At 65.0% G+C, this 23,880-nt stretch carries 26 protein-coding genes and 1 tRNA gene; 5 read left to right on the forward strand and 22 right to left on the reverse strand.

The genetic code is table 11. The features are described 5' to 3' along the window. Positions 1 to 27: 27 nt before the first annotated feature. The 11 genes from flgJ to F572_RS0113535 form a co-directional block, all read right to left on the reverse strand. Positions 28 to 1,056 (reverse strand): flagellar assembly peptidoglycan hydrolase FlgJ, encoded by a 1,029-nt coding sequence (gene flgJ, locus F572_RS0113485; protein WP_017942435.1) that lies wholly within the window; start codon positions 1,054 to 1,056, stop codon positions 28 to 30. Continuing rightward, positions 1,056 to 2,177 carry a flagellar basal body P-ring protein FlgI gene (locus tag F572_RS0113490; protein ID WP_017942434.1) on the reverse strand — a complete coding sequence of 374 codons (1,122 nt, stop codon included), beginning with the start codon at positions 2,175 to 2,177 and terminating at the stop codon, positions 1,056 to 1,058. Before F572_RS0113490 ends, flgJ begins: the two co-directional genes overlap by 1 nt. A gap of 123 nt (positions 2,178 to 2,300) precedes the next feature. Beyond that, a complete protein-coding gene (gene flgH / locus F572_RS0113495) occupies positions 2,301 to 2,999 on the reverse strand; it encodes a flagellar basal body L-ring protein FlgH (protein WP_018158511.1) in 699 nt (232 codons plus the stop codon). A gap of 4 nt (positions 3,000 to 3,003) precedes the next feature. Further along, positions 3,004 to 3,792, reverse strand: coding sequence for a flagellar basal-body rod protein FlgG (gene flgG, locus F572_RS0113500; RefSeq protein ID WP_017942432.1), 789 nt, complete (start codon positions 3,790 to 3,792; stop codon positions 3,004 to 3,006). A gap of 45 nt (positions 3,793 to 3,837) precedes the next feature. After that, complete coding sequence (flgF, locus tag F572_RS0113505) at positions 3,838 to 4,578, reverse strand: flagellar basal-body rod protein FlgF (RefSeq protein WP_017942431.1); 741 nt, start codon at positions 4,576 to 4,578, stop codon at positions 3,838 to 3,840. 32 nt (positions 4,579 to 4,610) lie between these two features. After that, positions 4,611 to 5,858 (reverse strand): flagellar hook protein FlgE, encoded by a 1,248-nt coding sequence (gene flgE, locus F572_RS0113510; RefSeq protein ID WP_017942430.1) that lies wholly within the window; start codon positions 5,856 to 5,858, stop codon positions 4,611 to 4,613. A gap of 37 nt (positions 5,859 to 5,895) precedes the next feature. Then, on the reverse strand, positions 5,896 to 6,570 hold the full coding sequence (locus F572_RS0113515) for a flagellar hook assembly protein FlgD (protein WP_017942429.1): 675 nt from the start codon (positions 6,568 to 6,570) through the stop codon (positions 5,896 to 5,898). A gap of 11 nt (positions 6,571 to 6,581) precedes the next feature. After that, the gene (gene flgC / locus F572_RS0113520; protein ID WP_026143084.1) at positions 6,582 to 7,001 is read right to left on the reverse strand and encodes a flagellar basal body rod protein FlgC; all 420 of its coding nucleotides are present in this window, start codon (positions 6,999 to 7,001) and stop codon (positions 6,582 to 6,584) included. Between the two features lie 297 nt (positions 7,002 to 7,298). Beyond that, the gene (gene flgB, locus F572_RS0113525) at positions 7,299 to 7,706 is read right to left on the reverse strand and encodes a flagellar basal body rod protein FlgB (protein ID WP_038034406.1); all 408 of its coding nucleotides are present in this window, start codon (positions 7,704 to 7,706) and stop codon (positions 7,299 to 7,301) included. 218 nt (positions 7,707 to 7,924) lie between these two features. Continuing rightward, positions 7,925 to 8,740: a protein-glutamate O-methyltransferase CheR gene (locus tag F572_RS0113530; protein ID WP_026143027.1), complete on the reverse strand. Its 816-nt coding sequence runs from the start codon at positions 8,738 to 8,740 to the stop codon at positions 7,925 to 7,927. 204 nt (positions 8,741 to 8,944) lie between these two features. Then, on the reverse strand, positions 8,945 to 9,883 hold the full coding sequence (locus F572_RS0113535) for a chemotaxis protein (RefSeq protein ID WP_017942004.1): 939 nt from the start codon (positions 9,881 to 9,883) through the stop codon (positions 8,945 to 8,947). A gap of 305 nt (positions 9,884 to 10,188) precedes the next feature. On the opposite strand from F572_RS0113535, the gene flgA reads away from it, so the two are divergent. The 4 genes from flgA to F572_RS0113555 all read left to right on the forward strand — a co-directional run bounded on the left by flgA (position 10,189) and on the right by F572_RS0113555 (position 12,898). Next, positions 10,189 to 10,881 (forward strand): flagellar basal body P-ring formation chaperone FlgA, encoded by a 693-nt coding sequence (gene flgA / locus F572_RS0113540; RefSeq protein WP_017942005.1) that lies wholly within the window; start codon positions 10,189 to 10,191, stop codon positions 10,879 to 10,881. 106 nt (positions 10,882 to 10,987) lie between these two features. Continuing rightward, entirely contained in the window at positions 10,988 to 11,302 is a 315-nt protein-coding gene (flgM, locus tag F572_RS0113545; RefSeq protein WP_017942006.1) for a flagellar biosynthesis anti-sigma factor FlgM, read from the forward strand. Between the two features lie 310 nt (positions 11,303 to 11,612). Continuing rightward, positions 11,613 to 12,098 carry a flagella synthesis protein FlgN gene (locus F572_RS0113550; protein WP_017942007.1) on the forward strand — a complete coding sequence of 162 codons (486 nt, stop codon included), beginning with the start codon at positions 11,613 to 11,615 and terminating at the stop codon, positions 12,096 to 12,098. An 83-nt stretch (positions 12,099 to 12,181) separates the two neighbouring features. Then, positions 12,182 to 12,898, forward strand: coding sequence for a flagellar brake protein (locus F572_RS0113555; RefSeq protein ID WP_017942008.1), 717 nt, complete (start codon positions 12,182 to 12,184; stop codon positions 12,896 to 12,898). 71 nt (positions 12,899 to 12,969) lie between these two features. On the opposite strand, the gene F572_RS0113560 is transcribed toward F572_RS0113555, so the two are convergent. The 11 genes from F572_RS0113560 to F572_RS0113615 all read right to left on the reverse strand — a co-directional run bounded on the left by F572_RS0113560 (position 12,970) and on the right by F572_RS0113615 (position 22,747). Further along, a tRNA-Pro gene (locus tag F572_RS0113560) sits at positions 12,970 to 13,046 on the reverse strand. Between the two features lie 348 nt (positions 13,047 to 13,394). Further along, the gene (locus F572_RS0113570) at positions 13,395 to 13,751 is read right to left on the reverse strand and encodes a MerR family transcriptional regulator (RefSeq protein WP_017942009.1); all 357 of its coding nucleotides are present in this window, start codon (positions 13,749 to 13,751) and stop codon (positions 13,395 to 13,397) included. Further along, positions 13,735 to 14,034, reverse strand: coding sequence for an integration host factor subunit alpha (locus F572_RS0113575; protein WP_017942010.1), 300 nt, complete (start codon positions 14,032 to 14,034; stop codon positions 13,735 to 13,737). The genes F572_RS0113570 and F572_RS0113575 overlap by 17 nt, the downstream gene beginning before the upstream one ends. Before the next feature lie 3 nt (positions 14,035 to 14,037). Then, entirely contained in the window at positions 14,038 to 16,398 is a 2,361-nt protein-coding gene (gene pheT, locus F572_RS0113580) for a phenylalanine--tRNA ligase subunit beta (protein WP_017942011.1), read from the reverse strand. Then, positions 16,398 to 17,426, reverse strand: a complete 1,029-nt coding sequence (gene pheS / locus F572_RS0113585) for a phenylalanine--tRNA ligase subunit alpha (protein ID WP_017942012.1) — start codon at positions 17,424 to 17,426, stop codon at positions 16,398 to 16,400. The genes pheT and pheS overlap by 1 nt, the downstream gene beginning before the upstream one ends. A gap of 183 nt (positions 17,427 to 17,609) precedes the next feature. Further along, positions 17,610 to 17,969 (reverse strand): 50S ribosomal protein L20, encoded by a 360-nt coding sequence (rplT, locus tag F572_RS0113590; RefSeq protein ID WP_017942013.1) that lies wholly within the window; start codon positions 17,967 to 17,969, stop codon positions 17,610 to 17,612. A gap of 20 nt (positions 17,970 to 17,989) precedes the next feature. After that, entirely contained in the window at positions 17,990 to 18,187 is a 198-nt protein-coding gene (gene rpmI / locus F572_RS0113595; RefSeq protein ID WP_017942014.1) for a 50S ribosomal protein L35, read from the reverse strand. 102 nt (positions 18,188 to 18,289) lie between these two features. Further along, positions 18,290 to 18,808, reverse strand: coding sequence for a translation initiation factor IF-3 (gene infC / locus F572_RS0113600; protein ID WP_081602021.1), 519 nt, complete (start codon positions 18,806 to 18,808; stop codon positions 18,290 to 18,292). Between the two features lie 21 nt (positions 18,809 to 18,829). Then, complete coding sequence (gene thrS, locus F572_RS0113605) at positions 18,830 to 20,746, reverse strand: threonine--tRNA ligase (protein ID WP_017942016.1); 1,917 nt, start codon at positions 20,744 to 20,746, stop codon at positions 18,830 to 18,832. Positions 20,747 to 20,896: 150 nt separating this feature from the next. Next, positions 20,897 to 21,880, reverse strand: coding sequence for an MBL fold metallo-hydrolase (locus tag F572_RS0113610; RefSeq protein WP_017942017.1), 984 nt, complete (start codon positions 21,878 to 21,880; stop codon positions 20,897 to 20,899). A gap of 162 nt (positions 21,881 to 22,042) precedes the next feature. Continuing rightward, positions 22,043 to 22,747 (reverse strand): TVP38/TMEM64 family protein, encoded by a 705-nt coding sequence (locus F572_RS0113615; RefSeq protein ID WP_026143028.1) that lies wholly within the window; start codon positions 22,745 to 22,747, stop codon positions 22,043 to 22,045. A 60-nt stretch (positions 22,748 to 22,807) separates the two neighbouring features. On the opposite strand from F572_RS0113615, the gene F572_RS0113620 reads away from it, so the two are divergent. Then, complete coding sequence (locus F572_RS0113620; protein WP_017942019.1) at positions 22,808 to 23,827, forward strand: serine/threonine protein kinase; 1,020 nt, start codon at positions 22,808 to 22,810, stop codon at positions 23,825 to 23,827. Positions 23,828 to 23,880 lie beyond the last annotated feature (53 nt).

The following is a 23,880-nucleotide window of genomic DNA, read 5'->3' on the forward strand; positions in this document are numbered from 1 at the left end:
CGGATTAGGCCATTTGTGCTTCATGCTCTACCCCTCGGTACGGGTAACGGCCGCCTCGGCCGCGACTTGAGTCGATCCACTGCCCTGGTGGGCGGCCAGTTGATCCCGCACCCGCAGAACCTTGTCCGCATAGGTCGGATCCGTCGCATACCCGGCATCCTGCAGCTCGCGGATGTACTGGGCGTCATCCCCGGCCTGCAGGGCCCGTTGGTAACGCGGATTGTTGCGAATGAACTCGACGTAATCGGAGAACGACTCCGACGGATCAGCATAAGCTCGGAAGCGCGCCTGCTCCCGTTGGGCCACCCCGTCGCGGAACTCCAGCGTACCCACGGAGACATGATCCCCGCTCCAGCGACTGTCCGCCTTGATCCCGAACAGGTTGAAGCTCGGCTGGCCGTCGGCACGCGACGGCACATGTTGCCCCCAGCCGGTCTCCAGCGCGCTCTGCGCCAGCAGGATCCCGGGCTCAACCCCGAGCTCGGCCGCGGCGTCGCGCGCCAGCGGCTCCAGGGTCTGCACAAACTCGGCGGCATCCCTCGGTGGCCAGGCAATCGGGGCCGGCCGGGCGCCCTGCAGTCCGGTGGGCTCGGGCCGCTGTGGACCAACCGGCTGCAACTCCGGTCCGGAGTCGCCCTGCAATACGCTCAGGGTATCCAGCTCCGAGCGTCGGCGTGGCAGCTCCAGCGCGGCCTGCCTGTCCGGATCGTCGTTCAGCGTCTCCGGGTCGGCGGGCTGCTGCGCGGAGAGCTGGCGCATCAGGGCATCGCGCAGGCCGATGCCGTCGCCCTGGCTCATGGCCTTGGCGAACTCCTGATCCTGCATCTCCAGGTACATCTTGCTCTGGTCATTGTCGAACAGGCCGTCACCCAGCGAGGCCTCGCGCATCTGCTTGAGCATCTGCCCGATCAGCATCGCCTCGAATTCGCGGGCGACGGCCTCCAGGCCCTTCTGATCCCCCGCACGCGCGCCCCGGGCCAGGTCCTGCAGACCGCTGGGGTCCGAGGCCATGGCCGCGCGGGCCTGCATCTGGGTATCGACGCCCGGCCCGATCATCAGATGACCACCAACTCCGCGCGCAACGCACCGGCCTCGCGCAGGGCCTCCAGGATCGCGACCAGATCGCCGGGGGCGGCCCCCACGTTATTCACCGCGCGGACGATCTCGTCCAGCGAGGTGCCCGGGTCGAACAGGAACATGGTGTTGTCACCCTCCTCGATCGCGATGTCGGTATCCGGCTGGATCGCGGTCTCGCCCTCGCCGAAGGGGGCGGGCTGCACCACCTGCGGCGCCTCGCTGATGGTCACTGTCAGGCTGCCATGCGAGACGGCGGCCGGCGTCACCTGAACACTGGAGCCGATCACCACGGTCCCGGTACGCGAGTTCACGATAACCCGCGCCGGTGGTGCGCCACGTTCGATCGGAAGCCGTTCCAGCTCCGCCACAAAGCCGACCCGGTGATCCGGGTTGGAGGGCGCGCGCACGCGCACGGAAGAGCCGTCCAGGGCATGGGCGACGCCCTGGCCGAAGGTATCGTTCACCGTCTGCACCAGGCGATTGGCGGTGGTGAAATCCGGGCGGTGCAGATTCAGGGTCACGTGATCGCCCTGGGCAAAGGCCGTGGGGACCTCGCGCTCGACCGTCGCCCCGTTGGGGATGCGCCCCACACTCGGTACGTTCACGGTGATGCGCGAGCCATCGGTGCCCTCGGCCCCGAAGCCCCCGACCACCAGGTTGCCCTGCGCAATGCTGTAGGTCTGGCCGTCCGCGCCCTTGAGAGGCGTCATGAGCAGCGTTCCGCCACGCAGACTGGTCGCGTTACCCATGGACGACACGGTCACGTCGATGCGCTGCCCGGCCTTGGCGAACGGCGGCAATTCGGCGGTCACCATCACGGCGGCCACGTTCCGCAGCTGCGGGTTGCCGGCATCCGGCGTCAGGCCCAGCTGCCCGAGCATGTTGTTCAGGCTCTGCACCGTGAACGGGGTCTGGGTGGTCTGGTCCCCCGTGCCGTCAAGGCCCACGACCAGGCCGTAGCCGATCAACTGGTTGTCACGGACACCGGAGACACTGGCCACATCCTTGACCCGCTCCATGTAGCTGCGCTCCTGCATGGCCACTTGCTGCTGGATCGCGGTCTGCGCGGACACGCTGGCGCTTCCGATCCCCATCACCATGAGCACCGTCAGGAGCAAGAGCCCCAGCCGCCGCCAACCGCCAAAAGGCGTCGCGGGAACGTCCGGGTTGCGTTGCTTCGGGGATTTGGGATCCATGTCGTACCTCGCCGCGGGCATGCCGGGTCAGAAGGGCCAGATCGGGCTGTTGAAGAAGCGCGTGATCCAGCCGGGGGTATTGCTGTCGGCCAGCACGCCGGAGCCGCCGTAGTACACGCGGGCGTTGGCCACCTGCGTCGAAAGCACAGTGTTGTTGGTAGTCACATCCACCGGGCGCACGATGCCGCGAAAGCGCACGTACTCCTCGCCCTGGTTGATACCCAGCCACTTCTCGCCCTGCACCACCAGATTGCCGTTCGGCAGCACCTCGGCGACGGTCACGGTGATCTCGCCATCCAGCTGATTGCTCTGCGAGGAATCGCCGGAGCCGTCAAAGTCGCGCGAGCTCGAGTTGCTGGCCCCGAACAGCGGGCGCCCGTTGAAGGTGGCATCGCGGCCGAAGGCCGACAGGTTCCCCAATTCGAGATTGGAATCCTTGCCGGTGGAGGTCGACGCCGACTTCTGCGCGTTGGTGCTCTCCGCGAGGATCACGGTCAGGATGTCGCCGACGTTGCGCGCCTTGTAGTCCTCGAACAGGCCCTGGGAATGCGCGGCCTGGTAGATGCCGCCATTGTTCTGGGACTGCGGGACCGGCTGCGCCGGCATCACCGGCTGGTAGTCCGGGTTGTCGTCCGGCTTGGTCGTCTGGGTGGCGGCGCAGGCGGACAGCAGCAATGCGGCGGTCATGGCCAGGGCCGGGCGGAGAACGGTTCCGAGACGCGTCATCACATCACCCGATGGTCTGGTTGACGAACTGCAGCGACTGGTCGGCCGCGGAGATCGCCTTGGAGTTGACCTCGTAGGCGCGCTGGGTCTCGATCATGTTGACCAGCTCCTCGGCGATATTCACGTTCGAGGTCTCCAACGAGCCCTGCACCACGGTACCGGTGCCGTTCAGGCCCGGCAGGGACTGCTGCGCCACACCCGAGGCCGCCGTCTCGCGGAACAGGTTTTCGCCCACCGCCTGCAGCCCAGCCGGATTCACGAAGTCCGCCAACTGGATGTTGCCCAGCTCCACCGGCGCGGCCTGCCCCGGGATCTGTGCGGTCACCGTCCCGTCCTTCCCGATCGCCAGGGACTGGGTGTCCTCCGGCACGAACAGACCCGGCTGCAGCGGATAGCCGTTGGACATCACCACCTGGCCGTCCGAGTTCAGCTGGAAGCTGCCGTCACGGGTGTAGCCGACGTTGCCGTCGGGCAGCAGGATCTGGAAGAAGCCGCGACCCTCGATGGCGATATCCAGCGAGTTGTCCGTCTGCTGCAGGTTGCCCTGCGCGAACATCTTCTCGGTGGACACGGCGCGCACGCCGGTACCGATCTGCAGGCCCGAGGGCAGCTGCTGATCCTGGGTGGCCTGGGCGCCGGGCTGGCGCACCGTCTGGTAGATCAGGTCCTCGAATACCGCCCGGTCCTTCTTGAAGCCCGTGGTATTCACGTTGGCCAGGTTGTTCGAGACCGTCGACATGCGCGTGTGCTGCGCGTCGAGGCCGGTCTTGGCGATCCACAGTGCCTGGTTCATGGTGTTCTCCTGTTTTCTCTCAAGTGCCGCGCGAGTCCCGGGAAATTACCCGAGGCCCAGCAAGCGGTTACTGCTTTGTTCCAGCGTGTTGGCGCTGTCCATCATCTTCACCTGCATCTCGAAGTGGCGGGACAGCTCGATCATCCGCGTGAGCGCCTCGATGGTGTTCACGTTGCTGCCCTCCAGCATCCCCGAGACGATACGCACCTCGGCATCGGCCGGTGCCTCGCCCCCTTCCGCCAGGCGGAACAGGCCGTCATCCCCACGCTGGAGCTGATCCGTGTCCGGGTTGACCAGCCGGATACGCTCCACTGCCGCCAGGGCCTCCGGACCCACGCCCAAAGGCCGCACGCTGATGGTGCCGTCGGTGCCGATCTCGATCTGCTCCGCCGGCGGGATGGCGATCGGACCGCCATCCCCCAGTACCTGGTGACCCTGCGCGGTGCGCAGCAGCCCAAAGGCATCCACATGCAGCGAGCCGGCGCGGGTGTAGCCTTCCTCCCCGTCCGGGCCCTGCACCGCGATAAAGCCTTCGCCCTCGATGGCGATATCCATATCGCGCCCGGTGCTCTGCATCTTGCCCTTGCTGAAGTCCACCGCCTCGTTGCCCACCTGGGTGTAGTCGCGCGAGGCATAGCCCGGGCCGCGCACCGGTACGGTATCCGCCGTGGCCAGCGCCTGGCGGAAGCCATCGGTGTTGGCATTGGCCAGGTTGTGGTTGTTGATGGCCTGTGCGTGCATCGTCTCCTTCGCACCGGACATCGCGATGTACAGAAATCGATCCATGCTCAAGCCCTCTTCAGCGTGTCATCCGCGACTTAACGGATGTTGATGATCGTCTGGGTGACCTGATCGGCCGTCGAGATCGTCTGCGCGTTCGCCTGGAAGTTGCGCTGCGCAGTGATCAGATTCACCAGCTCCTGGGCGATATCCACGTTGGAGGCCTCAAGCGCACCGGCCTGGATGGTCCCCAGGTTGCCGGTCCCGGGCGCCGCAAACACTGGCTCACCAGCGGCAAAGGTCTCGGCCCAGTTGTTGTTCCCCAGCTGCTCCAGCCCCTGCGGATTGGTGAAGTTGGCCATCGCCACCTGACCCAGCACCGTCGACTGACCATTGGTAAAGCGGGCGAACACCACACCTGAGTCGTCGATGTCCACACCGGTCAAGCGCCCCGAGGCAAAGCCGTCTTGATTCAGGTCGTTGACCGAATAGTCACCGCCATACTGGGTGGTTCCGGCAAAGTCGATATCAACGTCCAGACCCGCCGCACCATTCGGAAAATCAGGCGTGGTGAAACCGAATTCGGTCGGATCGTCCAGCGTTCCAGAATCATTAAACGTTAGGTCGAACGGCCCCGCATCGAAGACCACTGGGTCACCCGCAGCATCTACCCCTGCATTGATCCGAGTGTGGGCCTCCCACTGCAGATCGCCGGTCTTGACGAAAAACACATTCGCATCGCGGGCAGTCCCGAGCGAGTCATACGCTGTCAGGGCCGTTGAGAAGCTATAAGTCTCGGGGTCCGCCGGATCGAACAACGCGGGGTCAAGGTCCTCGGCATCGGAACGCAGATTAACAAGGGCCTCGATCTCGCTTGTTGCCTGCGGGGCTGCATCGCCCGTTTGCAGGCGAATATCCTCGAGCTGCCCCGTGTTGAAGCTCGGGTCCGCGCTGTTGGGGTTCTGCGGTGGATACCCCTGCAGCTGTTGCCCCTGGTTATTCACCAAGAACCCGTCGCGATTGACCTGGAATTCACCGGCGCGGGTATAGGCGGTGCTGCCCTGGTCGTTCAGGACGAAGAAGCCCTCGCCGTTGATGGCCAGGTCCAGGCCGTTCTCGGTGAACTCGGTCCGGCCTTGCGAGAACTGCTGCGTCACGGCCTGCAACCGCGTGCCGGAACCGATCGCCGTCTGGCTGATGCCGCCAAAGCTCTGGGCGAACACATCGCCGAACTCGGCACGCGAGCGCTTGAAGCCGGTGGTCCCCGAGTTCGAGACGTTATTGCCGGTGGTTTGCAGGTCGGCCTGGGCCGCGTTGAGTCCGCTCAATCCAATATTGAAGGGCATGGGGTGTTTCCTCCATCAGGGTTCTTGTTGCGGGGCGTCAGCCGCCGATCCGCCGTACATCCGAAAAGCTGATCTCGCCCAGGCCCTGCACGGTCAGTGCCAGGCCGGAATCACTGCCAACCGCGACGCTCTCCACGCGGGCATCCAGAAAGGTATCCACGGCCTCGGACTGGGTCCCGGAGCGGGCCGTGGCCTTGAATTCGTAAACGCCCGGGGGCGCTAAGGTCCCGTCGTCGCGCATGCCGTTCCAGCTGAACTCCTGCAGGCCACTGCCGGCCGCCCCGAGATTCATGCGGCGGATGCGCTCGCCGCTCGGGCTGTACACGTCAATCTGCAGTTCTTCTGTGGACCGCTGCAGGTCCACCGCACCCTTGACCGTGCCGTCCGGTGTCAGCTCGCCAAATTCCACCGGCACCAGCACATCCTTGCCGACCAGCGAGGCGGCCTGCAGCGTCTGGTTCTGCCCCAGCGACTGCGCCAGCTTCTCGAAGGACTTGGAGAGCTGCTCGATCCCGGTCACGGTGGAGAACTGCGCCATCTGGCCAAGGAAGTCACCGTTGTCCATCGGCTCCATCGGGTCCTGGTTTTCCAGCTGGGTCGTCATCAGCTTGAGGAAATCCGACTGCCCGAGGCGGTCCATACCACCTTCCTGTTGCTGTTGCGGACGCGAGAGCCCCAGGCGGTCCAGCAATTCGGGGGAAATCTGTGTCATGGCGAGCTCCTCTAGCCTTGGCCGATCTGCAATGTGCGCTGGAGCAGCTGACGCGAGGTCTCCATCACCTCGACGTTCGCTTCGTAGTTACGCGAGGCGGACATCATGTTGGCCATCTCCTCGACCACGCTGATCGCAGGCCGGAAGATGTAGCCCTCCTCGTTCGCCTGCGGATGGTGCGGCTCGTAATGCGCGTGCGGCGCCGCCTGCGATTCGGTGACACCGGCGACCCGCACGGCCGTCGCCGAGCCGTTGGGACTGGCCTGGTCCATCACGCTCTGGAACAGCACCTGCTTGGCGCGGTAGGCCTCGTCCGGGTTGGTCGCCGCCGTGTTCGCGTTGGCCAGGTTGGAGGCCACGGTGTTCAGGCGCACCGACTGCGCCGACAGCGCCGAGGCGGAGGTATTGAACAGACTGAACATATTGCTCACGACATCGATCTCCCGATCAGGCCCGTGTTAAGGAAACACTGATTGATGTACACGCTCGCGCTCGAGTCGCTTTTGCGTGCGAACAAGGCGCGGTGACTGCCGTGCAGTCATTCTGCACAAGGGAACCGCAACGCCGTGCGCGCGCAAAAGCGGCCGAGCCCCTTCGGGGTTGGCACCCCAGGTTCCCCGATCCTGCGTTGCGGCCCTTGCCGGTAGAACCACTACCGACTGCGCACCGCGCCTGGTCTCGGAAAACCTGGGGTATCAACGCGAGTGTGTACATTAATCAGTGTTTCCTTAACGGTCGCCCCGCAGGGCTTCGCGGATGCCGGAGACCCGGCGGTTAAGGAATTCCAGACTGCTCTGATACTGGATCGCGTTCTCGGCGAAGGCGGCGCGTTCCATCTGCGGGTCCACCGTGTTGCCGTCCAGCGACGCCTGCGAGGGAACGCGATAGAGCGCCTCGGCCTGCCCGTTCATCGCACCGGCATTGGGGTCGATGTGCGCCGCCTGGCTGCGGGCCATGGGCAAGGTATTGCCGCCGCCGGCCGCGGATTCGAGCACGGCGCGGAAGTCGATGTCCCGCGCCTTGTAGTTGGGGGTATCCGCATTGGCGATGTTGGACGCCAGCAGCTCCATGCGTTGCGCCCGCACATTCACCGCCTGGGGCAGAATGCCCATCGCCTTATCGAGAGAGAGACTCATCGCTTCCGTCCTGCCCGCCCGCGGCGGACCCTCGCTTCGTGAACCGGGACGCAACCGTTGCGGCCCTTTGCGAGAAAGACGATGCAATCGTTATGCCAGCCCCACGAGCCGGCCAGAAGGGGAAGGAAGCTCAGGGATACGCAAAAGAACGGGGAAACGCATGTCTCGCCCGCATTGCACGGGCGTTTCGAGGCATTCGCCTCGGGAGCTGGATCGCGTCAGGACTTCAGCCGGAGAACCGAGCCGTACTCGGTGCGGACGGCCTCGAAGGCCTTGGTGTAGGGCCCTGCAGTCTCCGAAGCGCCAAGAAACAGATAACCCCCCGGATTCATCTGCCGGGCAATACCGTCAAGAACCTGTCGCTTGGTCTCGCCAGAGAAATAGATCAGCACGTTGCGGCAGAACACCAGATCGAACTTGCCCAAGGCAGCATAGCTGTCGATCAGGTTGAGCTTCTGGAAGCGGCAGCGCCGCTGGACCTCCGGGATCACCTTGTGGCCATCGGCCACGGTTTCGAAGAACCGTGCCCGCCGGCTCTCGCTCAGCCCGCGCACAATACTCAGGCCGTCGTACACGGCCCGCCGGGCATCCTCAACGATCTTCTCGGAGAGATCCGTCCCGAGGATGGACACCGGGACCTTGCGGGCGGGACGCGACTCCTCCCACTCCGAGACCACCATCGAGATGCTGTAGGCCTCCTGCCCACTGGAGCACCCCGATGACCAGACCTTGATGCTACTGCCCTTCGCGGCCAGTTCCGGAAGCAGCACATGACGCAGGATCTCGAACGGGAATCCGTCCCGAAACCAGGAGGTTTCGTTGGTGGTCATTGCATCGATGACGCGGGTGCGCAACCGCGGATTCGGGGACTGCCGCATGGCATGCAGCAGCTCCGGAACGGTCTTGAAGTTGAACTCGTCGAGCAACCGCGACAGACGGCTGGACACCAGATACTGGCGGCTGTCGCCCAGCACGAGGCCACAGCAGTCCTGCAGGAAGCGGGAAAACTCCTCGTAATCGCGGGAATCGATCACCCGTTCATCCCCAAGCACGGTCCATCGTGATTAGCATCCTGCTGACGAATCCTTGACAGCGGCACCGGCGCCGCAAGACGGGGTACATCCCCGCCACCCGGGCTTCAGTATACGGCGTCGCGTCTGCAACACTACACACGCCCGTTCCCGGCCATTTGCCGCCGCGCGGCCCTTGCCGGACGGCAATCCCGTTCCGCGGACCCGTCATTCGCCCTGCCGTTCCTCGCGCCCGGTCTGGTTCAGCACCGCATTGGCGAGTTCGTCGGGATCGAATTTGGACAGGAAGGCATCGGCGCCAGCGCGCTTGACCATGTCGGTGTTGAACTCGCCGCTCAGCGAGGAGTGCAGCAGTACCTTGAGGTCCTTCAGTGCAGCGTCGTCGCGGATCTGCGCGGTCAGGGTGTAGCCATCCATCCGCGGCATTTCGATATCCGAGATCACCAGCTCGATCTGGTCGCCCACCGGCCCCTCTGCGGCTTTCTGCGTCAAAAAATCCAGCGCTTCCTGGCCGTCCTTGAACACTTCGTACTCGAACCCGAGCCCGCGGATCGCGCCCTCGATCTGCTTGCGGGCGACCACCGAGTCGTCGACGATCACGACCTTGCGTCCACCTTCCACGGTGGCGTCCGCGCGAATCGACTCCGAAACTTCGGTCGGTAACGGATTCACGATGGATAGCACCCGCTCGACATCGATAATTTCCACCAGCTTGTCATCGATCTCCGTGACCGCCACCAGGAAAGACTCTCGACCGGTGCCGCGCGGGGGCGACTTCACATCCTGCCAGTTCACGTTGACGATGCGGTCCACAGCCGACACCCAGAATCCCTGCACCGAACGATTGAACTCGGTGACCACCACTTTCTGTTCGCCGCTGTCGGTCGAACCCGCCCCACCGCGCAGGCCCATTGCGCGGGCCAGATCGATGATGGGCACGGTACCGCCGCGCAGCGTGGCCACACCGCGCACCACGCTCATCGAACCCGGAATCTGTCGCAACGGCGGCGACGGGATCACTTCACGCACCTTGAACACGTTGATCCCGAAGGTCTGCGACCCGCCCAGATGAAACAGCAGCAGTTCCATCCGGTTCTGACCCACCAGCTGCGTTCGCTGATTCACATCGTCAATGAATTGACTCATGGTGCTGCTCTCCTTGGTCCCGAAGCCACGCGCTCCGGGCAGATCCCGAAGACCAAGTGTGCACCGCGCACCCCCGGCCTGTCATTTGCAATGGCGTGCATGCGCCACCTGGCGCCGCCTCACCGGGATAACGGCGGCGGCCGCCCGGGCTTGAATGGCGGATGCAGGCCCGAATGGCATCAAAACTGCATGACATCGGGTCCACAACCCGGAACCGCCCCGCGGCAACCGGAAGTCATTCGACCCGGGGGGGCGAGGACACACACATGAATCTGCAACCCACCTGCACAGCGCGGACGCCCCTCATGGGGATCCTGATATTCGTGGCATTGCTCGCACTGGCCACGGCCGCCCGCGCGGGGGAAATCCACCCGGTCTCGGAGATTCGGGAGGCGGCACAGGCATTCCTGCTGCAGGAACTGGAGGCCGACCGGGCCGACGACATCAACATCGAGATCGGCCAACTCGACAACCGTTTGCGCCTGGCCTATTGCCACGACGGCCTCGATGCCCGCTTCCCGCCCGGTGGTCGACGCGACGGGAACACCGCCGTCCACATCCAGTGCGCGGGCCCGGTCACCTGGCAGCTGTATGTCCCCGCCACGGTGGAACGCTACACCCAGGTGCTGGTGGCCAGCCGCACCCTGCCGCGCCAGCACACGCTGACCAGTGGCGACCTGCGCTTCCAGCGTATCGAGACGTCGCGTCACGCGGGCAGTTATCATGAAGACAAGTCCGCGCTGATCGGGCAGCAGACCCGGCGCAGTATCCGGCCGGGACAGATCATTGGCACCCAGCATGTGACGCAGCGCGAGATCGTCAGCCGCGGCCAACGCGTGACGATTTTGGCCGAGAATGGCTCGATCGCCATCCGCATGCAGGGCGAGGCGCTGGAAAACGGCACCCTGGGGGATCGCATCCGCGTAAAGAACACCTCGTCCGGGCGTGTCGTGGAGGGCGAAATCCAGCCTTCCGGGCATATCCGGGTCGCGCTTTGAAACCCGGCCTGTGACGATCGTTCCAGAATCGTCACTTTCAGGGCTACAGTTTCAGGGATTCCGGCCGTAAACAATTGCAGCACAGTTACAACGACAGGACGGCATCATGGATATCAAGGGCCTCAACTCGAACAGTCTGCGCCCCGACAGCCAGAGCTCCACGGTCAAGGGCCGCGAGGACAGCAACGGGGCATCCGACCGTACTCAAGGCTCGGGGAACGCTTCGGCGTCGAGCAACGACTCGCTCACCCTGACCGGCGCCGCGCAGGCCATGAGTTCAGCCGCGAGTGCCGGCGAGAACGCCCCGTTCGATGCGGCACGGGTTGCCGAGCTGCGCGAGGCGATCTCCAACGGCAACTATCCCGTGGACAACGAACAGCTGGCCGACCGTATGATCGACCTCGAGCGCCTACTGCGTTAAGGAAACACTGATCAATGTACACGCTCGCGTTGGCACCCCAGGTTTTCCGAGACAAGGCGCGTCGTGCAGCGGGTAGTGGTTCTACCCGCAAGCGGCGCAACGCAGGATCGGGGAACCTGGGGTGCCAACCCCACAAGCCATTGAATGCAAGGGGCTCGGTCGCTTTTGCGCGCGCACGGCGTTGCGGCTCCCTTGTGCAGAGTGACTGCACGGCAGTCGCCGCGCCTTGTTCGCACGAAAAAGCGACTCGAGCGCGAGTGTGTACATTGATCAGTGTTTCCTTAACGCCCCACTGCCCGGACCCGACATCATGAATGCCGACACGCGCCATCGCCTGCAGCGCTCTCTCGAGACCTCCATCCGGCTGGCTCATCAGCTGGAAGAGGCATTGATGCAGGAGACGCGCGCCGTCGAGGCGCGCACGCCCGAGGCACTGCAGGAAGTGGTCGCGACCAAGCAGGGGCTGCTGCAGGAGCTGGAGACCGAAACCCGCCAGCAGCGGGAAATCGCCGAGGCAGAAGACGTCGCCTTCACACCGGAGGGCATGGCCCGGCTCCTGTCGCGCATGGACGATGGAGCCGTACTCAACGACCACTGGCAGGCGCTCCGCCAGTCCATCGAGCGCTGCAACACCCTCAACCAGGGCAACGCCCGCCTGATCGACCGCGATCGCCAGCGCGTGGAACTCTCCATGCAGATCCTGCGCGGCGAGGAGGCCGGACCGGCCGCGACCTACGACCCCTACGGTCGTACCCGTCCCAACAGCCGTGGCGGACGCCGTATCACGCAAGCCTGATGCAGCTTTTTCGTACCGGTGCTGGCATTTCGGATCCTCGACCAGTACCTTGCGTGCTCACACCTCACTAACGCCACGGACGCATGGACGAAACCGACTACACGGTCGACAAGCCGGACCGGATCGCCGGCATCCTCAAGGATCTCGATCACAAGCTTACTCTCGTCAGCGTACGTCTTGACGCCGACGGTCCCCTGTACACCTCCGCGCTGGTCCGACTCGACCCCGGCGCCAGGGAGCTGTTCCTCGACGAGCTGAACCCGTCCCACGCGCACCAGCACGTCACCACGGGTATATCGCTGCGGGTCTTCGCGGCCCTGCGCGGTGTCGCGGTCCGGTTCACCACCACGGTGACCCGCATCGAACACGAAGAGGGAGGCGCCCTTTACGCCTGCCCCTACCCCGAAACGCTGCAGTACCTCCAGCGCCGCGAGACCTTCCGGGTCCATATCCCCATGGCCCAGCGCCCGCAGATCGAATTGCGTGCTCCATCCTGGAAAGATCCGGTTATCGGCGAGCTGGTCGATCTGTCCGGCCAGGGAATGTGCATCGAGCTGCCGACATCGATCCTGGATACGCTGGAAACCGGTACCACCCTGGCCTTCGCCAACCTTTTGCTGCCCGACGTCAGCGAACGGCTCTCGGGCGACCTGCGCCTGGCCAACCGTCGACGCAGCACGCGTGACGGCTTCGAATACGCGGGCTTCGAGGTCGTCGGGATGACCCAGTGGCTGGAGCGCCAGACCAACATCGCCCTGCTCTACTACCAGCGCGAGGCCCGCCGTCGCTCGATGGAGTAGGCCCGGACCCAGGCCGAACCTCCAGACACGAAAAAGGCCGCATCAAGCGGCCTTTTTCAATCATTCAATTTTGGTCGGGACGGCAGGATTTGAACCTGCGACCCTCTGCACCCCATGCAGATGCGCTACCAGACTGCGCCACGCCCCGAAGCCGCGAACTATATCCGATTCCCCGCCTTCACGAAAGCGCCAACCACCGTCATGGATAACTTATCGGCCCATGAAGTAACCATGGCAGTGATTGCCATACGCCAGGCTGTTTGATTTCACCGCAGAGGGCACGGAGGACACAGAGAAAAGCGTTAGAAAGACGGGACACCGATAGGAAGTGGGTTCGGAGGAGGAGGAGTGCTCGCCAGTTGCGCAGAACCAACCTCGCGGAAAGGCCACTCAGAACTCAGGGCATCCATCCCTGATCCAACCCTGACGATTTCCTCCGTGGACTCTGTGCCCTCTGTGGTTCAAGAATGCTCACGAACCCCGGGAACGAAGAGCCTCAGGCGCGCAATACGCGCAGAACCGATTCAAGCTCGGAGATGGTGTCCTGGATGATCTGCTGCGCCTGGTGGCGGTCACCCTTCGCCTCGTCACCGGAGAGCTTCTGGCGCGCACCGTTGATCGTGTAGCCCTCTTCGTACAGCAGGGCCCGGATCTGGCGAATCAGGATGACGTCCTGGCGCTGATAGTAGCGCCGGTTTCCACGCCGCTTGACCGGCGCCAGCATCGGGAACTCCTGCTCCCAGTAGCGCAGCACGTGCGGCTTGACCTGGCACAGCTCCGCCACCTCGCCGATGGTGAAGTAGCGCTTGCCCGGGATCGCGGGCAATTCCTGGTGATTACTCGCCTCCAGCATAGCTCTCTACCCGCTCGCGCAGCTTCTGTCCCGGGCGGAAGGTCACCACACGGCGCGCGGATACCGGGATCTCCTCGCCCGTCTTGGGATTGCGTCCCGGCCGCTGGTTCTTGTCGCGGAGGATGAAGTTGCCGAAACCGGAGAGCTTCACGCCCTCGCCCGACTCCAGCGACTGCCGCATCTCCTCGAAGAACATCTCGACGAATTCCTTGGCCTCGCGCTTGTTGAGACCCAGTTCCTCGTTTAGCACGGCGGCAAGATCCGCCTTGGTTACAGCTGCCATCGGCTATTGTCTCAGCGTTGCGTTGAACCGGGCCCGGAGATGCTGCACCACCGCATCGGTGACGCCAGCCACATCCTGTTCGCCTAGGGTGCGATCAAAAGCCCGCAAAATCAAGCCCAAAGCCAGGCTCTTTTCGTCCGGATTCAAGCCTTTGCCCTGGTACACATCGAACAGGCGAACGTCCTGGACCAGCTCCAGGCCCAGCTCGTCGATCGCCGCGAGCACGTCGCCCGCCGGCACCGACTCGGCCACCACCAGCGCCAGGTCGCGACGGATCGACGGATACGGTGACAGTGGCGCGAACTGCGCCACCGGCGCCCGAACCACGGCCGCGGCATCCAGATCGAACAGATAAACGGGATCCACGTCGAAACGCTCGCACAGGGCGGGATGCAGGCGCCCCACCCAGCCGATGGCCTGACCGTCGGCCAGCACGCGGGCGGACTGGCCATCATGCAGCGCGGGGTGCCGTTCGGCGCGGAAGGCGAGCGCGCCCGCGACGTGCTGGCACAGCCCCTCCACGACCCCCTTGGCATCGAAGAAGTCCAGGGACCGGGCCCCGCCTTCCCAGAACTCGGGGCGCGCCCGTCCGCCGAGCAGCCCCGCGAGTCGGGCCTCCTGGCGCAGCCCGGAGGCATCCGGCACGAACCGCAGGCCATGCTCGAACAGGCGCAGGTCCGATTGCTGACGCGCCTGGTTGTAGGCCGCAGTGGTTACCAGCCCCGGCCACAATCCCGGGCGCATCACCGCCAGGTCCGACGAGATCGGATTGGCCAGCGCCAGCGGCTCCACATCGGGATAGAAGGCCTGCGCCGCCTCGCGCGCGACAAAACTGAAGCTGATGATCTCGTGAAAACCCTGACGTGCAAGGCCCGTGCGCAGCGACCGCAGGCCAGCATCCGGGCTTACGGGCGCCACCGGCTTCGGCAAGGTCTGCGGCAGGGCATCGTAGCCATGCACTCGCGCCAGCTCCTCGATCAGGTCCTCCTCGCGTTCAAGGTCGAAACGTGCGCGGGGAGCGTGCACCGACCAACCGTTGCCGGTCGGGGCCACCTGGCAGTCCAGGGCGCGCAGGATGCGCTCGATCTCGGCCGCGTCGAGCGCCACTCCGAGCAGGCGCTGAACCCTTTCAGGCCGCAGGACGATCGCGGACTCCCCGTGCGACGCCGGCGTCTCGCCATTTTGCTCGACCGGGCCGCACTGCCCCCCGCAGATCTCCAGCAGGAGCTGCGTGGCGCGCTCCATGGCCCGGGGCACCAGAGTGGGGTCGACACCCCGCTCGAAGCGATGCGAGGCATCGGTGTGCATCCCGTGCGCCCGGGCCCGGCCGGCCAGGGCGCGCGGGGTGAAATGGGCACATTCGAGGATCACCCGTGTGGTGGCGTCGTCGACCGCACTGGCGGCCCCGCCCATCACGCCCGCCAGGGCCAGCGGAGCCTCCTTTCCGGCAATCACCAGGTCCTGCGGCGACAGCTTCACGGTCTGCTCGCCCCCGAGCAGGGTCAGGGATTCACCCTCTTCCCCGCGGCGCACGACGATGCGCCCGCCCGCGCGCCCGGCATCAAAGGCATGCAGTGGCTGGCCCAGCTCCAGCATGACGTAGTTGGTCACATCCACGATGGCGCTCAGCGGGCGTACCCCGGCGCGGCGCAGGCGTTCCGTCATCCACAGGGGCGTGACCGCCTTCGCGTCCAGCCCGTCCAGCACCCGCGCCGCATACAGCGGGCAAGCCTCCGGATCACGAACCTCGACGTCCACGCGGGCATCGCAGGCGACCGGGACAGCCGGCGTATCCATTGCCTGCAGCGGCCGATCCAGCAAGGCCGAGCATTCCCGGGCAATACCCCGCATCCCCAGGCAATCAGCCCGGTTCGGGGTCAGGTCCACCTCGAGGATGGTGTCGTCGAGCCCCAGGGCCGCGCGCAGATCCTGGCCGGCCTCCAGGGTCTCCGGCAGCGCCATCAACCCCGCGGCATCGTCGGCCAGACCCAGTTCGCGCGCCGAGCAGAGCATGCCTTCGGAGGCCACCCCGCGCAGCTTCGAGCGCTTGATCCGGAAATCGCCGGGCAGCACCGCGCCGACCACGGCCACCGGTGCCCGCATGCCCTCATGGACATTGGGCGCCCCGCAAACGATGGTCAGGGGCTCCGCCTCGCCGGCCTCCACGCGGCACACGCGCAGGCGATCGGCATCCGGATGCGGCTCCACCGAAAGCACATGCCCCACCCGTACCCCGCTGAAGTCCGGGGCGGCGGGCTCCAGGGCATCCAGCTCCAGGCCCGCCATCGTCAGGCGGTGACCCAGCTCTTCCGGGGTCTCGTCGATCTGCAGCCATTCCTGCAGCCACTGCACACTGATACGCATTAGCCTGTCTGCCCGAATTGCCCGATGAAGCGGATATCGTTGTCGAAGAACAGCCGGAGGTCGTTCACCCCGTGGCGCAGCATCGCCATGCGTTCGACCCCCAGGCCGAACGCGAAACCGGTGAACTGCTCGGCGTCGATCCCGACGTGACCCAGCACGTTCGGGTGCACCATCCCGCAGCCCATCACCTCCAGCCAGCCAGTGTGGCTGCAGACCCGGCAGCCATCACCCCCGCAATGCACGCACTGGATGTCGACCTCCGCCGACGGCTCGGTGAAGGGGAAATAGGACGGCCGGAAGCGCGTCGCCAGATCGTCACGATCGAAGAACGCCTGCAGGAACGCACTCAGCACCCCGCGCAGGTCCGCGAACGTGATGTCGGTATCCATGCACAGGCCTTCGACCTGGTGGAACATCGGGCTGTGCGTCAGATCCGAGTCGCAGCGATACACCCGACCCGGCGCAATGACCCGCAGCGGCGGCTGTTGCTGCTCCATCGTGCGGATCTGGACCGGCGAGGTATGCGTACGCAGTACACGATGGGCGTCGAAGTAGAACGTATCGTGCATCGCCCGAGCGGGATGATGCTCGGGGATGTTCAGGGCCTCGAAGTTGTGGAAGTCGTCCTCCACCTCGGGGCCCTCGGCGACACGAAAACCGAGCCCGGCAAAGAAGGTCTCGATCCGCTCGAGGGTCTGGGTAATGGGGTGCAGGGCACCATCGGCCGGGCGGCGTCCCGGCAACGTGACATCCACGCGCTCGTTGGCGAGCTGATCCGCCAGTGCGCTCTCGGCCAAAGCCGCCTTGCGGGCCTCAATCAGATCGGCCACCTCGGACTTGGCCTCGTTCACCTTTTGCCCGGCGGCGGGTCGATCCTCCGCCGGCAGCTTCCCCAGCTCCTTGAGTTGGGCGGTCAGGGCGCCCTTCTTGCCCAGGTAATGCACCCGGACCTCGTCCAGTGCCTTCAGGTCCGTGGCGCCCTCGACGCGTTCCCGCGCCTCGGCGACCAGCTGTTGCAGTTGTTCCACGTCTTCCCCCGACTGGTACGGGCCTCCCCGGCCCCATGTTCGCCTGCAAGGCAGCGGCCTCATGCGGGGCCGCTGCCTTGCAGGCGCCTTCGTCAACCCGAAACAAAAAAGGGAGGGCATCGACCCTCCCTTCTCGGGACCCGCCGGCACGACACCGGCGGGCAGTCCTTCAGACCGCGCGCCTCAGGCCGGCAGGGCGGCCTTGGCCTTCTCCGCGATCTTGCCGAACGCGGTCAGGTCATGAACGGCCAGATCGGCCAGGGTCTTGCGGTCGATCTCGATCTCGGCCTTTTTCAGACCGCTCATCAGGCGGCTGTAGGACAGATCGAACTGGCGGGCCGCCGCATTGATGCGGACGATCCACAGCGACCGGAACTGGCGCTTCTTCTGGCGACGGTCACGGTAGGCGTACTGGCCGGCCTTGATGACGGCCTGGTTGGCAACGCGGAAGACGTTCTTCCGGGCGCCGTAATAGCCCTTGGCCTGCTTCAGGACCTTCTTGTGACGGGCGTGAGCGGTTACACCGCGCTTGACTCGTGGCATGTCTCGATTCCTCGGTCAGTTCAACGGTACGGCAGCAGCTTGCGCACGGCCGGGGCATCCGACTCGTGCACCATCGCCGGACTGCGCAGGTGACGCTTACGCTTGGTAGGCTTCTTGGTCAGGATGTGGCTGCGGTGCGACTGGAACCGCTTGAACTTCCCCGACCCGGTTCGGGTGAAGCGCTTGGCCGCACCCCGATTGGTCTTGATCTTTGGCATTGCTCTCTCCGGCATTTGGGGCCGTGCCCGACTGGGGCCGACCGTTTATGGGAGGACCGGCAGGTATGCGGAGACCTGCGCGATCCTTGTCGTCTGACGGACCTACTTCTTCTTGCCCGTCAGCACCATGATCATCTGGCGCCCCTCCATCTTCGGGCGCTGTTCCACGACCGCAATATCGGCCATGTCCTGCTCGATCTTGTCGAGCAGTTCGCCACCGAGCTCCTGGTGGCGCATCTCGCGCCCGCGGAAACGGATGGTGACCTTGCCCTTGTCGCCCGCCTCGATGAAGCGACGCAGGTTGCGAAGCTTGACGTTGTAGTCGCCCTCGTCCGTACCCGGACGAAACTTCACTTCCTTGATCTGGATCTGTTTCTGCTTCTTCTTGGCTTCCTGCGCCTTCTTCGCCTGCTCGAACTTGAACTTGCCGTAGTCCATGATCCGGGCCACGGGTGGCTCGGCATTGGGCGAGATCTCGACCAGATCCAGACCGCTTTCGGCGGCCATTTCCAGGGCCTCTGCAGTACTGCAGACACCGCGATTCTCGCCTTCGGCGTCGATCAGCCGGATTTGCGGACAGTTGATCTGATCGTTCAGGCGGACCGTTTTCGCTGCGCTAATAGCCTTCTCTCCAGTTCAGGTTCAGTGTTGGCGACTGGCAACCTCCTCCCGGAGGCGCTCGCCGAAGGCCTCGACGCTCATGACGCCGAGGTCTTCCCCGCTTCGTGTACGCACCGCGACCTGCCCGTTTTCCATTTCCTTGTCGCCAAGGACCAGCAGATACGGCACGCGCTTGAGCGTGTGCTCGCGAATCTTAAAGCCGATCTTCTCGTTTCTCAAGTCGGACTCGACCCGGAAGCCCTTGTCCCGCAGCGTCTTCGTGACCTCGCGGGCGTAGTCGTCCTGGCGTTCGGTGATGGTCAGCACCTCGGCTTGTACCGGGGCCAGCCAGGTCGGGAAGTGCCCCGCGTAGTGCTCGATCAGCACACCAAAGAAGCGCTCCACCGAACCCAGCAGCGCGCGATGGATCATGATCGGACGGCGGCGTTCGTTGTCCTCGGCGACATACTCCATGTCGAAGCGTTCCGGCAGGTTGAAATCCAGCTGTACGGTGGAGCACTGCCATTCGCGGCCGATCGCGTCGTGGATCTTGATGTCGATCTTCGGGCCGTAGAACGCACCACCGCCCTCGTCCACCGAGTATTCCAGCCCCTTCTTCTCGATCGCCGAACGCAGCGAGGCGGTCGCATGTTCCCAGATCTCGTCGGAGCCGACCGCATCCTCCGGTTTGGTCGAGAGATTCACGTCGAATTTCTCGAAGCCGAAGGTCTGCAGGACCTCGAGGGTCAGGTCGATCACACCCATCACCTCGGCCTCGATCTGGTCCTCGCGGCAGAAGATGTGGGCATCGTCCTGGGTGAAGCCGCGTACGCGCATCAGCCCGTGCAGCGCACCGGACATCTCGCGGCGGTAGACCGTGCCCATCTCCGCCCAGCGCAGCGGCAGGTCGCGGTAGGAGTGCAGCCGGTCCTTGTACATCAGCACATGGAACGGGCAGTTCATCGGCTTTAGCTGGAAGGCCTGGTGCTCGTCCTCCATCGGCTCATACATGGACTCGGCGTAGAAGTCCGCGTGGCCGGAGGTCTTCCACAGCTCCAGGTTCGCGATGTGCGGCGAGACGACGAAGTCGTAACCCGCCTTCTCGTGCATGTCGTACCAGTACTTCTCGATCTCGCGGCGAATGCGCGCGCCCTTCGGGTGCCAGAACACCAGGCCGCCGCCGGCCTCGTCCTGAATCGAGAACAGATCCAGCTCCTGGCCGATCTTGCGGTGATCGCGGCGCTCGGCCTCTTTCAGGCGTTCCAGGTATTCCTTCAGCTGGTCCTTGTTCGGCCAGGCGGTGCCGTAGATGCGCTGCAGCATCTCGTTGTCGGAATCGCCGCGCCAGTAGGCGCCCGCCACCTTGGTCAGCTTGAAGGCCTTCAGCTTGCCGGTGGACGGGATATGCGGACCGCGGCAGAGATCGACGAAGTCGCCCTGCTTGTACAGCGAAATGTTCTCGCCCTGCGGGATGCTCGCGATGATCTCGGCCTTGTACGCCTCGCCCATGTCGCGGAAGTACTTCACGGCCTCGTCGCGATCCATCAGCGAGCGTTCCACCGGCAGGTCCTGCTTGGCCAGCTCCTTCATCCGCTTCTCGATCTTTTCCAGATCCTCCGGCGTAAAGCCGCGGTCATAGGCAAAGTCGTAGTAGAAGCCGTTCTCGATGGTCGGGCCGATGGTCACCTGCGCGTCGGGAAAGAGCTGCTTGACCGCCTGCGCCATCAGGTGCGCGGTCGAATGCCGGATGATCTCCACCCCCTCGGGGTCGCGGTCGGTGACGATCGCCAGCTCGGCGTCGTCGTCGATCTGGTGGCGGGCATCCACCAACTGGCCGTTGACCTTGCCGGCCAGGGTGGCCTTGGCGAGGCCGGGACCGATGTCCTTCGCCACGTCCAGCACGGTGACCGGGTGATCGAACTCGCGGCGGCTGCCGTCGGGGAGGGTTACTGCGGGCATTGCGAGGCTCCTTCGCCGACCCATACGCGGGGTCGAACGTCGCGTATCAAAATTGGGAATTGCCGGAAACGACAACGGCGCGAAGCGTACCACACGCCCCGCGCCGTCGGCAGCTTTCCCGGCCTGCAGCCGGGATTCCCGTGCGACTGCTTACATGTTGCTTTCGATGAACAGGTAGGTCCGGTTCACGTTCGGACGGTGCCAGTCATCGTAGTGGCGCAGGTGGCGGAACTGTTCCAGATCCTCGAGCCGGTCCACCACTTCGCCCAGGGATTCCCAGTCCTCGATGCCCGCGCGCACTTCGCGCACCAGGAGCTCGAGGTAGTCACCCGTGTCCCGGCGCGCCTCGGCCATATCGGTCGCGCGGCCATGGCCGGGCACGACGATCTCCGGATCGATGGATTCCAGATGGCGAAAGGCCTCCAGATTCTCCACCGGGTTGCTGAACGGATGAATGCCGAGCATGCGCTCGGTATAGACGATGTCACCGGTGAAGACGACGTCCTCACCCGGCAGATGGACCATGATGTCCCCCGGGAAATGGGCATCCCCGGCGTAGATCAGCTCGAAATCCACGCCACCCACGGTCAGGGTGTACTCATCGGCGTCGATCGGGTTGGGCGCCGGAACCGGCTCGGTTCCCTCCATCGCTTCTTCGCCCACCGAGTTGGCCAGCGACGCGATCTGGCCCTCGCCTCGCTCGGCCTGGGTGCTAGCCGTGCGCTGCAGCGCCACAAGTTCGGCGCCCTGCTCGTGGAAGTACTCGTTGCCCAGCCAGCGGTGGTCCTGCGAACCCACGGAGATCACGTGCGTGATCGGCTTGTCGGTCACCCCGGCGATCGCCTTCTCCATGCGCTGGGCGACCTTGTAACTCGGGCCCGCATCGATCAGCACTACGCCCTCGTCCGTGACCACAAAGCCGGTGTTATTGGTAAACCCCAGATTGACCGGCGTGCGGTTCTCGAGCGACCCGTAGAAATAATGGACCCGGTCGGTCAGCTGAATCGACTCCAGCACCTTCTCGATCGGACGATCCAGCGCCTCTTCCTCCGCCTGGGCGGCGAACCCGAGCCCCATCAGGCCCAGCGCGAGGAATGCCGCCTGACCCTGGCGCACCAGAACATTCAATGTCATGGAAAACTCCTTGTGAGGCCGTCGCCCAAGGCCTGGCGGCCAACGCGGTGCCATGGCCAGCGGATCGACTTGAGCATCAGACTGAAACCGGCGGTACACGTTCCCGAGCCACAGTCCGACGGACTCCCGATTATATACGAATTCGCAGATACTGAAGCCGCGTCAGAGCGACCCCGGCCCGCCGCTCCGGGCCCGCCGAGCGCGCATGAGCTGCACAACCCAGCGGGCCAGAAGCGGAAACACCCCCGTGGCGACCAGAGACAGGACCAGGACCGGCGACAGAATCCCGTCCAGCCCCTGCAACTGGCCTAGCTGCGTACCCGCGTTCGCGAAAACGACCGTCGCTGGCAGCATCCCCAGCAGCGACACCCAGAAATAGGTCCAGGTCCGGATCGGCAACAGCCCCATCCCCGCGTTTACCAGCAGGAACGGGAAGACCGGGATCATGCGCAACGCGAAGAGATAGAACGCACCCTCGCGGACAAAGCCTTCGTTAATCCGCCCCATCTGCCGCCCGTAATGACGCTGAACGGCATCGCGCGCCAGCGCCCGGGCCACCAGGAAGGTCAGGGTTGCACCCAGCGTGGAGGCCAGTGAAGACAGCAAGGTCCCCCAGACCACTCCGAACAGGGCCCCGCCCGCCAGGGTCATCACCACAATGCCCGGCACGGAGAACGCGGCCACCGCCGCGTACAGCAGAAAGAACAGCATGGCGGTGACCAGTGGCCTCGCTTGCCGCCACTCATCCACCTGCTCGCGGCCTGCGATCAGGCGCTCGACGTCCAGTCCCGGCCCCACGCCCGCCAGCAGCCAGGCGCCGACAAGACCCGCCAGTGCCAGCAGCAGCCCCCAGTAATAGCGGTTCAAATCCATCTCCCCACGCGACCCGGCCCGGAACCATGCGTGGCAAACCCGTACACTGCAACCATGGATCCACACCCCTACGACGAACTGAAGCCCGGCATCATCCTCGACGCGGTCGAGACCACCGGCCTGCGCTGCGACGGACGCCTGCTGGCACTGAACAGCTACGAAAACCGTGTCTACCAGGTCGGCATCGAGGACACCACACCGGTCATCGCCAAGTTCTACCGCCCGCAGCGCTGGACGCCGGCCGCGATCCGCGAGGAACATGCCTTCAGTCTGGAGCTGGCCGGACACGAGGTGCCGGTGGTCGCCCCGCTGGTGGACGGGCACGGCGAGACGCTGCACGAGCACACGGGCTTCCTGTTCGCGGTCTACCCGCGCTGCGGTGGTCGCGCACCGGATCTGGAGCAGCGCGACACCCTGGTCCGCATCGGCCGCTTCATCGCCCGCATCCACGAGGTCGGACGCGCCGCACGTTTTCACGAACGCCCGGCGCTGGACCCCGTCCCGCGTGGCGAGGAGGCCCGCCAGGCCGTGCTCGCCTCCGGCTTTCTGCCCCTGGAGCTGGAATCCGTGTATCGCGATCTCAGCGCCGACCTGCTGGGGCGGATCCAGCGAGACCTCGATACCATCGGACCGGTCCCGCAGCTACGCCTGCACGGCGACACCCACCCCGGCAACATCCTGTGGACCGACGAAGGCCCGCACTTCGTGGATCTCGACGACGCCTGTACCGGCCCGGCCATGCAGGATCTATGGATGTTCCTCTCCGGCGAGCCCCCCGAGATGGCCTGGCAGATGCAGGCCCTGCTGGAGGGCTACGAGACCTTCGTGCCGCTGGACCGCCGCCAGCTTGGTCTGATCGCCCCGCTACGCACCCTTCGCATCCTGCGCCACGCCGCCTGGCTGGCACGGCGCGCCGACGATCCGGCCTTTGTCGATGGCTTCCCGATCTTCTACACGCCGCGCTTCTGGGAGGATCACATCCTCACCCTGCGCGAGCAGGCCGCCGCCCTCGACGAACCCGCCCTGGTACTGGATGGCATGCCCCACGTCGCACACGACTACTGGGATCTGTAGCGATACGCGCGCTCAAGCGCGCGCACGTTGCGTGTCCAATGCGCGGGCCGTCC

The organism is Thioalkalivibrio sp. ALE14, from assembly GCF_000376845.1.
GTDB lineage: Bacteria > Pseudomonadota > Gammaproteobacteria > Ectothiorhodospirales > Ectothiorhodospiraceae > Thioalkalivibrio.

Excerpts from the sequence above, each read along its gene's own strand:
- flgJ (WP_017942435.1), bottom strand. The coding sequence starts at position 1,056 with ATGATCGGGCCGGGCGTCGATACCCAGATGCAGGCCCGCGCGGCCATG.
- F572_RS0113490 (WP_017942434.1), bottom strand. The coding sequence starts at position 2,177 with ATGGTGATGGGGATCGGAAGCGCCAGCGTGTCCGCGCAGACCGCGATC.
- flgH (WP_018158511.1), bottom strand. The coding sequence starts at position 2,999 with ATGACGCGTCTCGGAACCGTTCTCCGCCCGGCCCTGGCCATGACCGCC.
- flgG (WP_017942432.1), bottom strand. The coding sequence starts at position 3,792 with ATGAACCAGGCACTGTGGATCGCCAAGACCGGCCTCGACGCGCAGCAC.
- flgF (WP_017942431.1), bottom strand. The coding sequence starts at position 4,578 with ATGGATCGATTTCTGTACATCGCGATGTCCGGTGCGAAGGAGACGATG.
- flgE (WP_017942430.1), bottom strand. The coding sequence starts at position 5,858 with ATGCCCTTCAATATTGGATTGAGCGGACTCAACGCGGCCCAGGCCGAC.
- F572_RS0113515 (WP_017942429.1), bottom strand. The coding sequence starts at position 6,570 with ATGACACAGATTTCCCCCGAATTGCTGGACCGCCTGGGGCTCTCGCGT.
- flgB (WP_038034406.1), bottom strand. The coding sequence starts at position 7,706 with ATGAGTCTCTCTCTCGATAAGGCGATGGGCATTCTGCCCCAGGCGGTG.
- F572_RS0113535 (WP_017942004.1), bottom strand. The coding sequence starts at position 9,883 with ATGAGTCAATTCATTGACGATGTGAATCAGCGAACGCAGCTGGTGGGT.
- flgA (WP_017942005.1), top strand. The coding sequence starts at position 10,189 with ATGGGGATCCTGATATTCGTGGCATTGCTCGCACTGGCCACGGCCGCC.
- flgM (WP_017942006.1), top strand. The coding sequence starts at position 10,988 with ATGGATATCAAGGGCCTCAACTCGAACAGTCTGCGCCCCGACAGCCAG.
- F572_RS0113550 (WP_017942007.1), top strand. The coding sequence starts at position 11,613 with ATGAATGCCGACACGCGCCATCGCCTGCAGCGCTCTCTCGAGACCTCC.
- F572_RS0113555 (WP_017942008.1), top strand. The coding sequence starts at position 12,182 with ATGGACGAAACCGACTACACGGTCGACAAGCCGGACCGGATCGCCGGC.
- F572_RS0113570 (WP_017942009.1), bottom strand. The coding sequence starts at position 13,751 with ATGCTGGAGGCGAGTAATCACCAGGAATTGCCCGCGATCCCGGGCAAG.
- F572_RS0113575 (WP_017942010.1), bottom strand. The coding sequence starts at position 14,034 with ATGGCAGCTGTAACCAAGGCGGATCTTGCCGCCGTGCTAAACGAGGAA.
- pheT (WP_017942011.1), bottom strand. The coding sequence starts at position 16,398 with ATGCGTATCAGTGTGCAGTGGCTGCAGGAATGGCTGCAGATCGACGAG.
- rplT (WP_017942013.1), bottom strand. The coding sequence starts at position 17,969 with ATGCCACGAGTCAAGCGCGGTGTAACCGCTCACGCCCGTCACAAGAAG.
- rpmI (WP_017942014.1), bottom strand. The coding sequence starts at position 18,187 with ATGCCAAAGATCAAGACCAATCGGGGTGCGGCCAAGCGCTTCACCCGA.
- thrS (WP_017942016.1), bottom strand. The coding sequence starts at position 20,746 with ATGCCCGCAGTAACCCTCCCCGACGGCAGCCGCCGCGAGTTCGATCAC.
- F572_RS0113610 (WP_017942017.1), bottom strand. The coding sequence starts at position 21,880 with ATGACATTGAATGTTCTGGTGCGCCAGGGTCAGGCGGCATTCCTCGCG.
- F572_RS0113620 (WP_017942019.1), top strand. The coding sequence starts at position 22,808 with ATGGATCCACACCCCTACGACGAACTGAAGCCCGGCATCATCCTCGAC.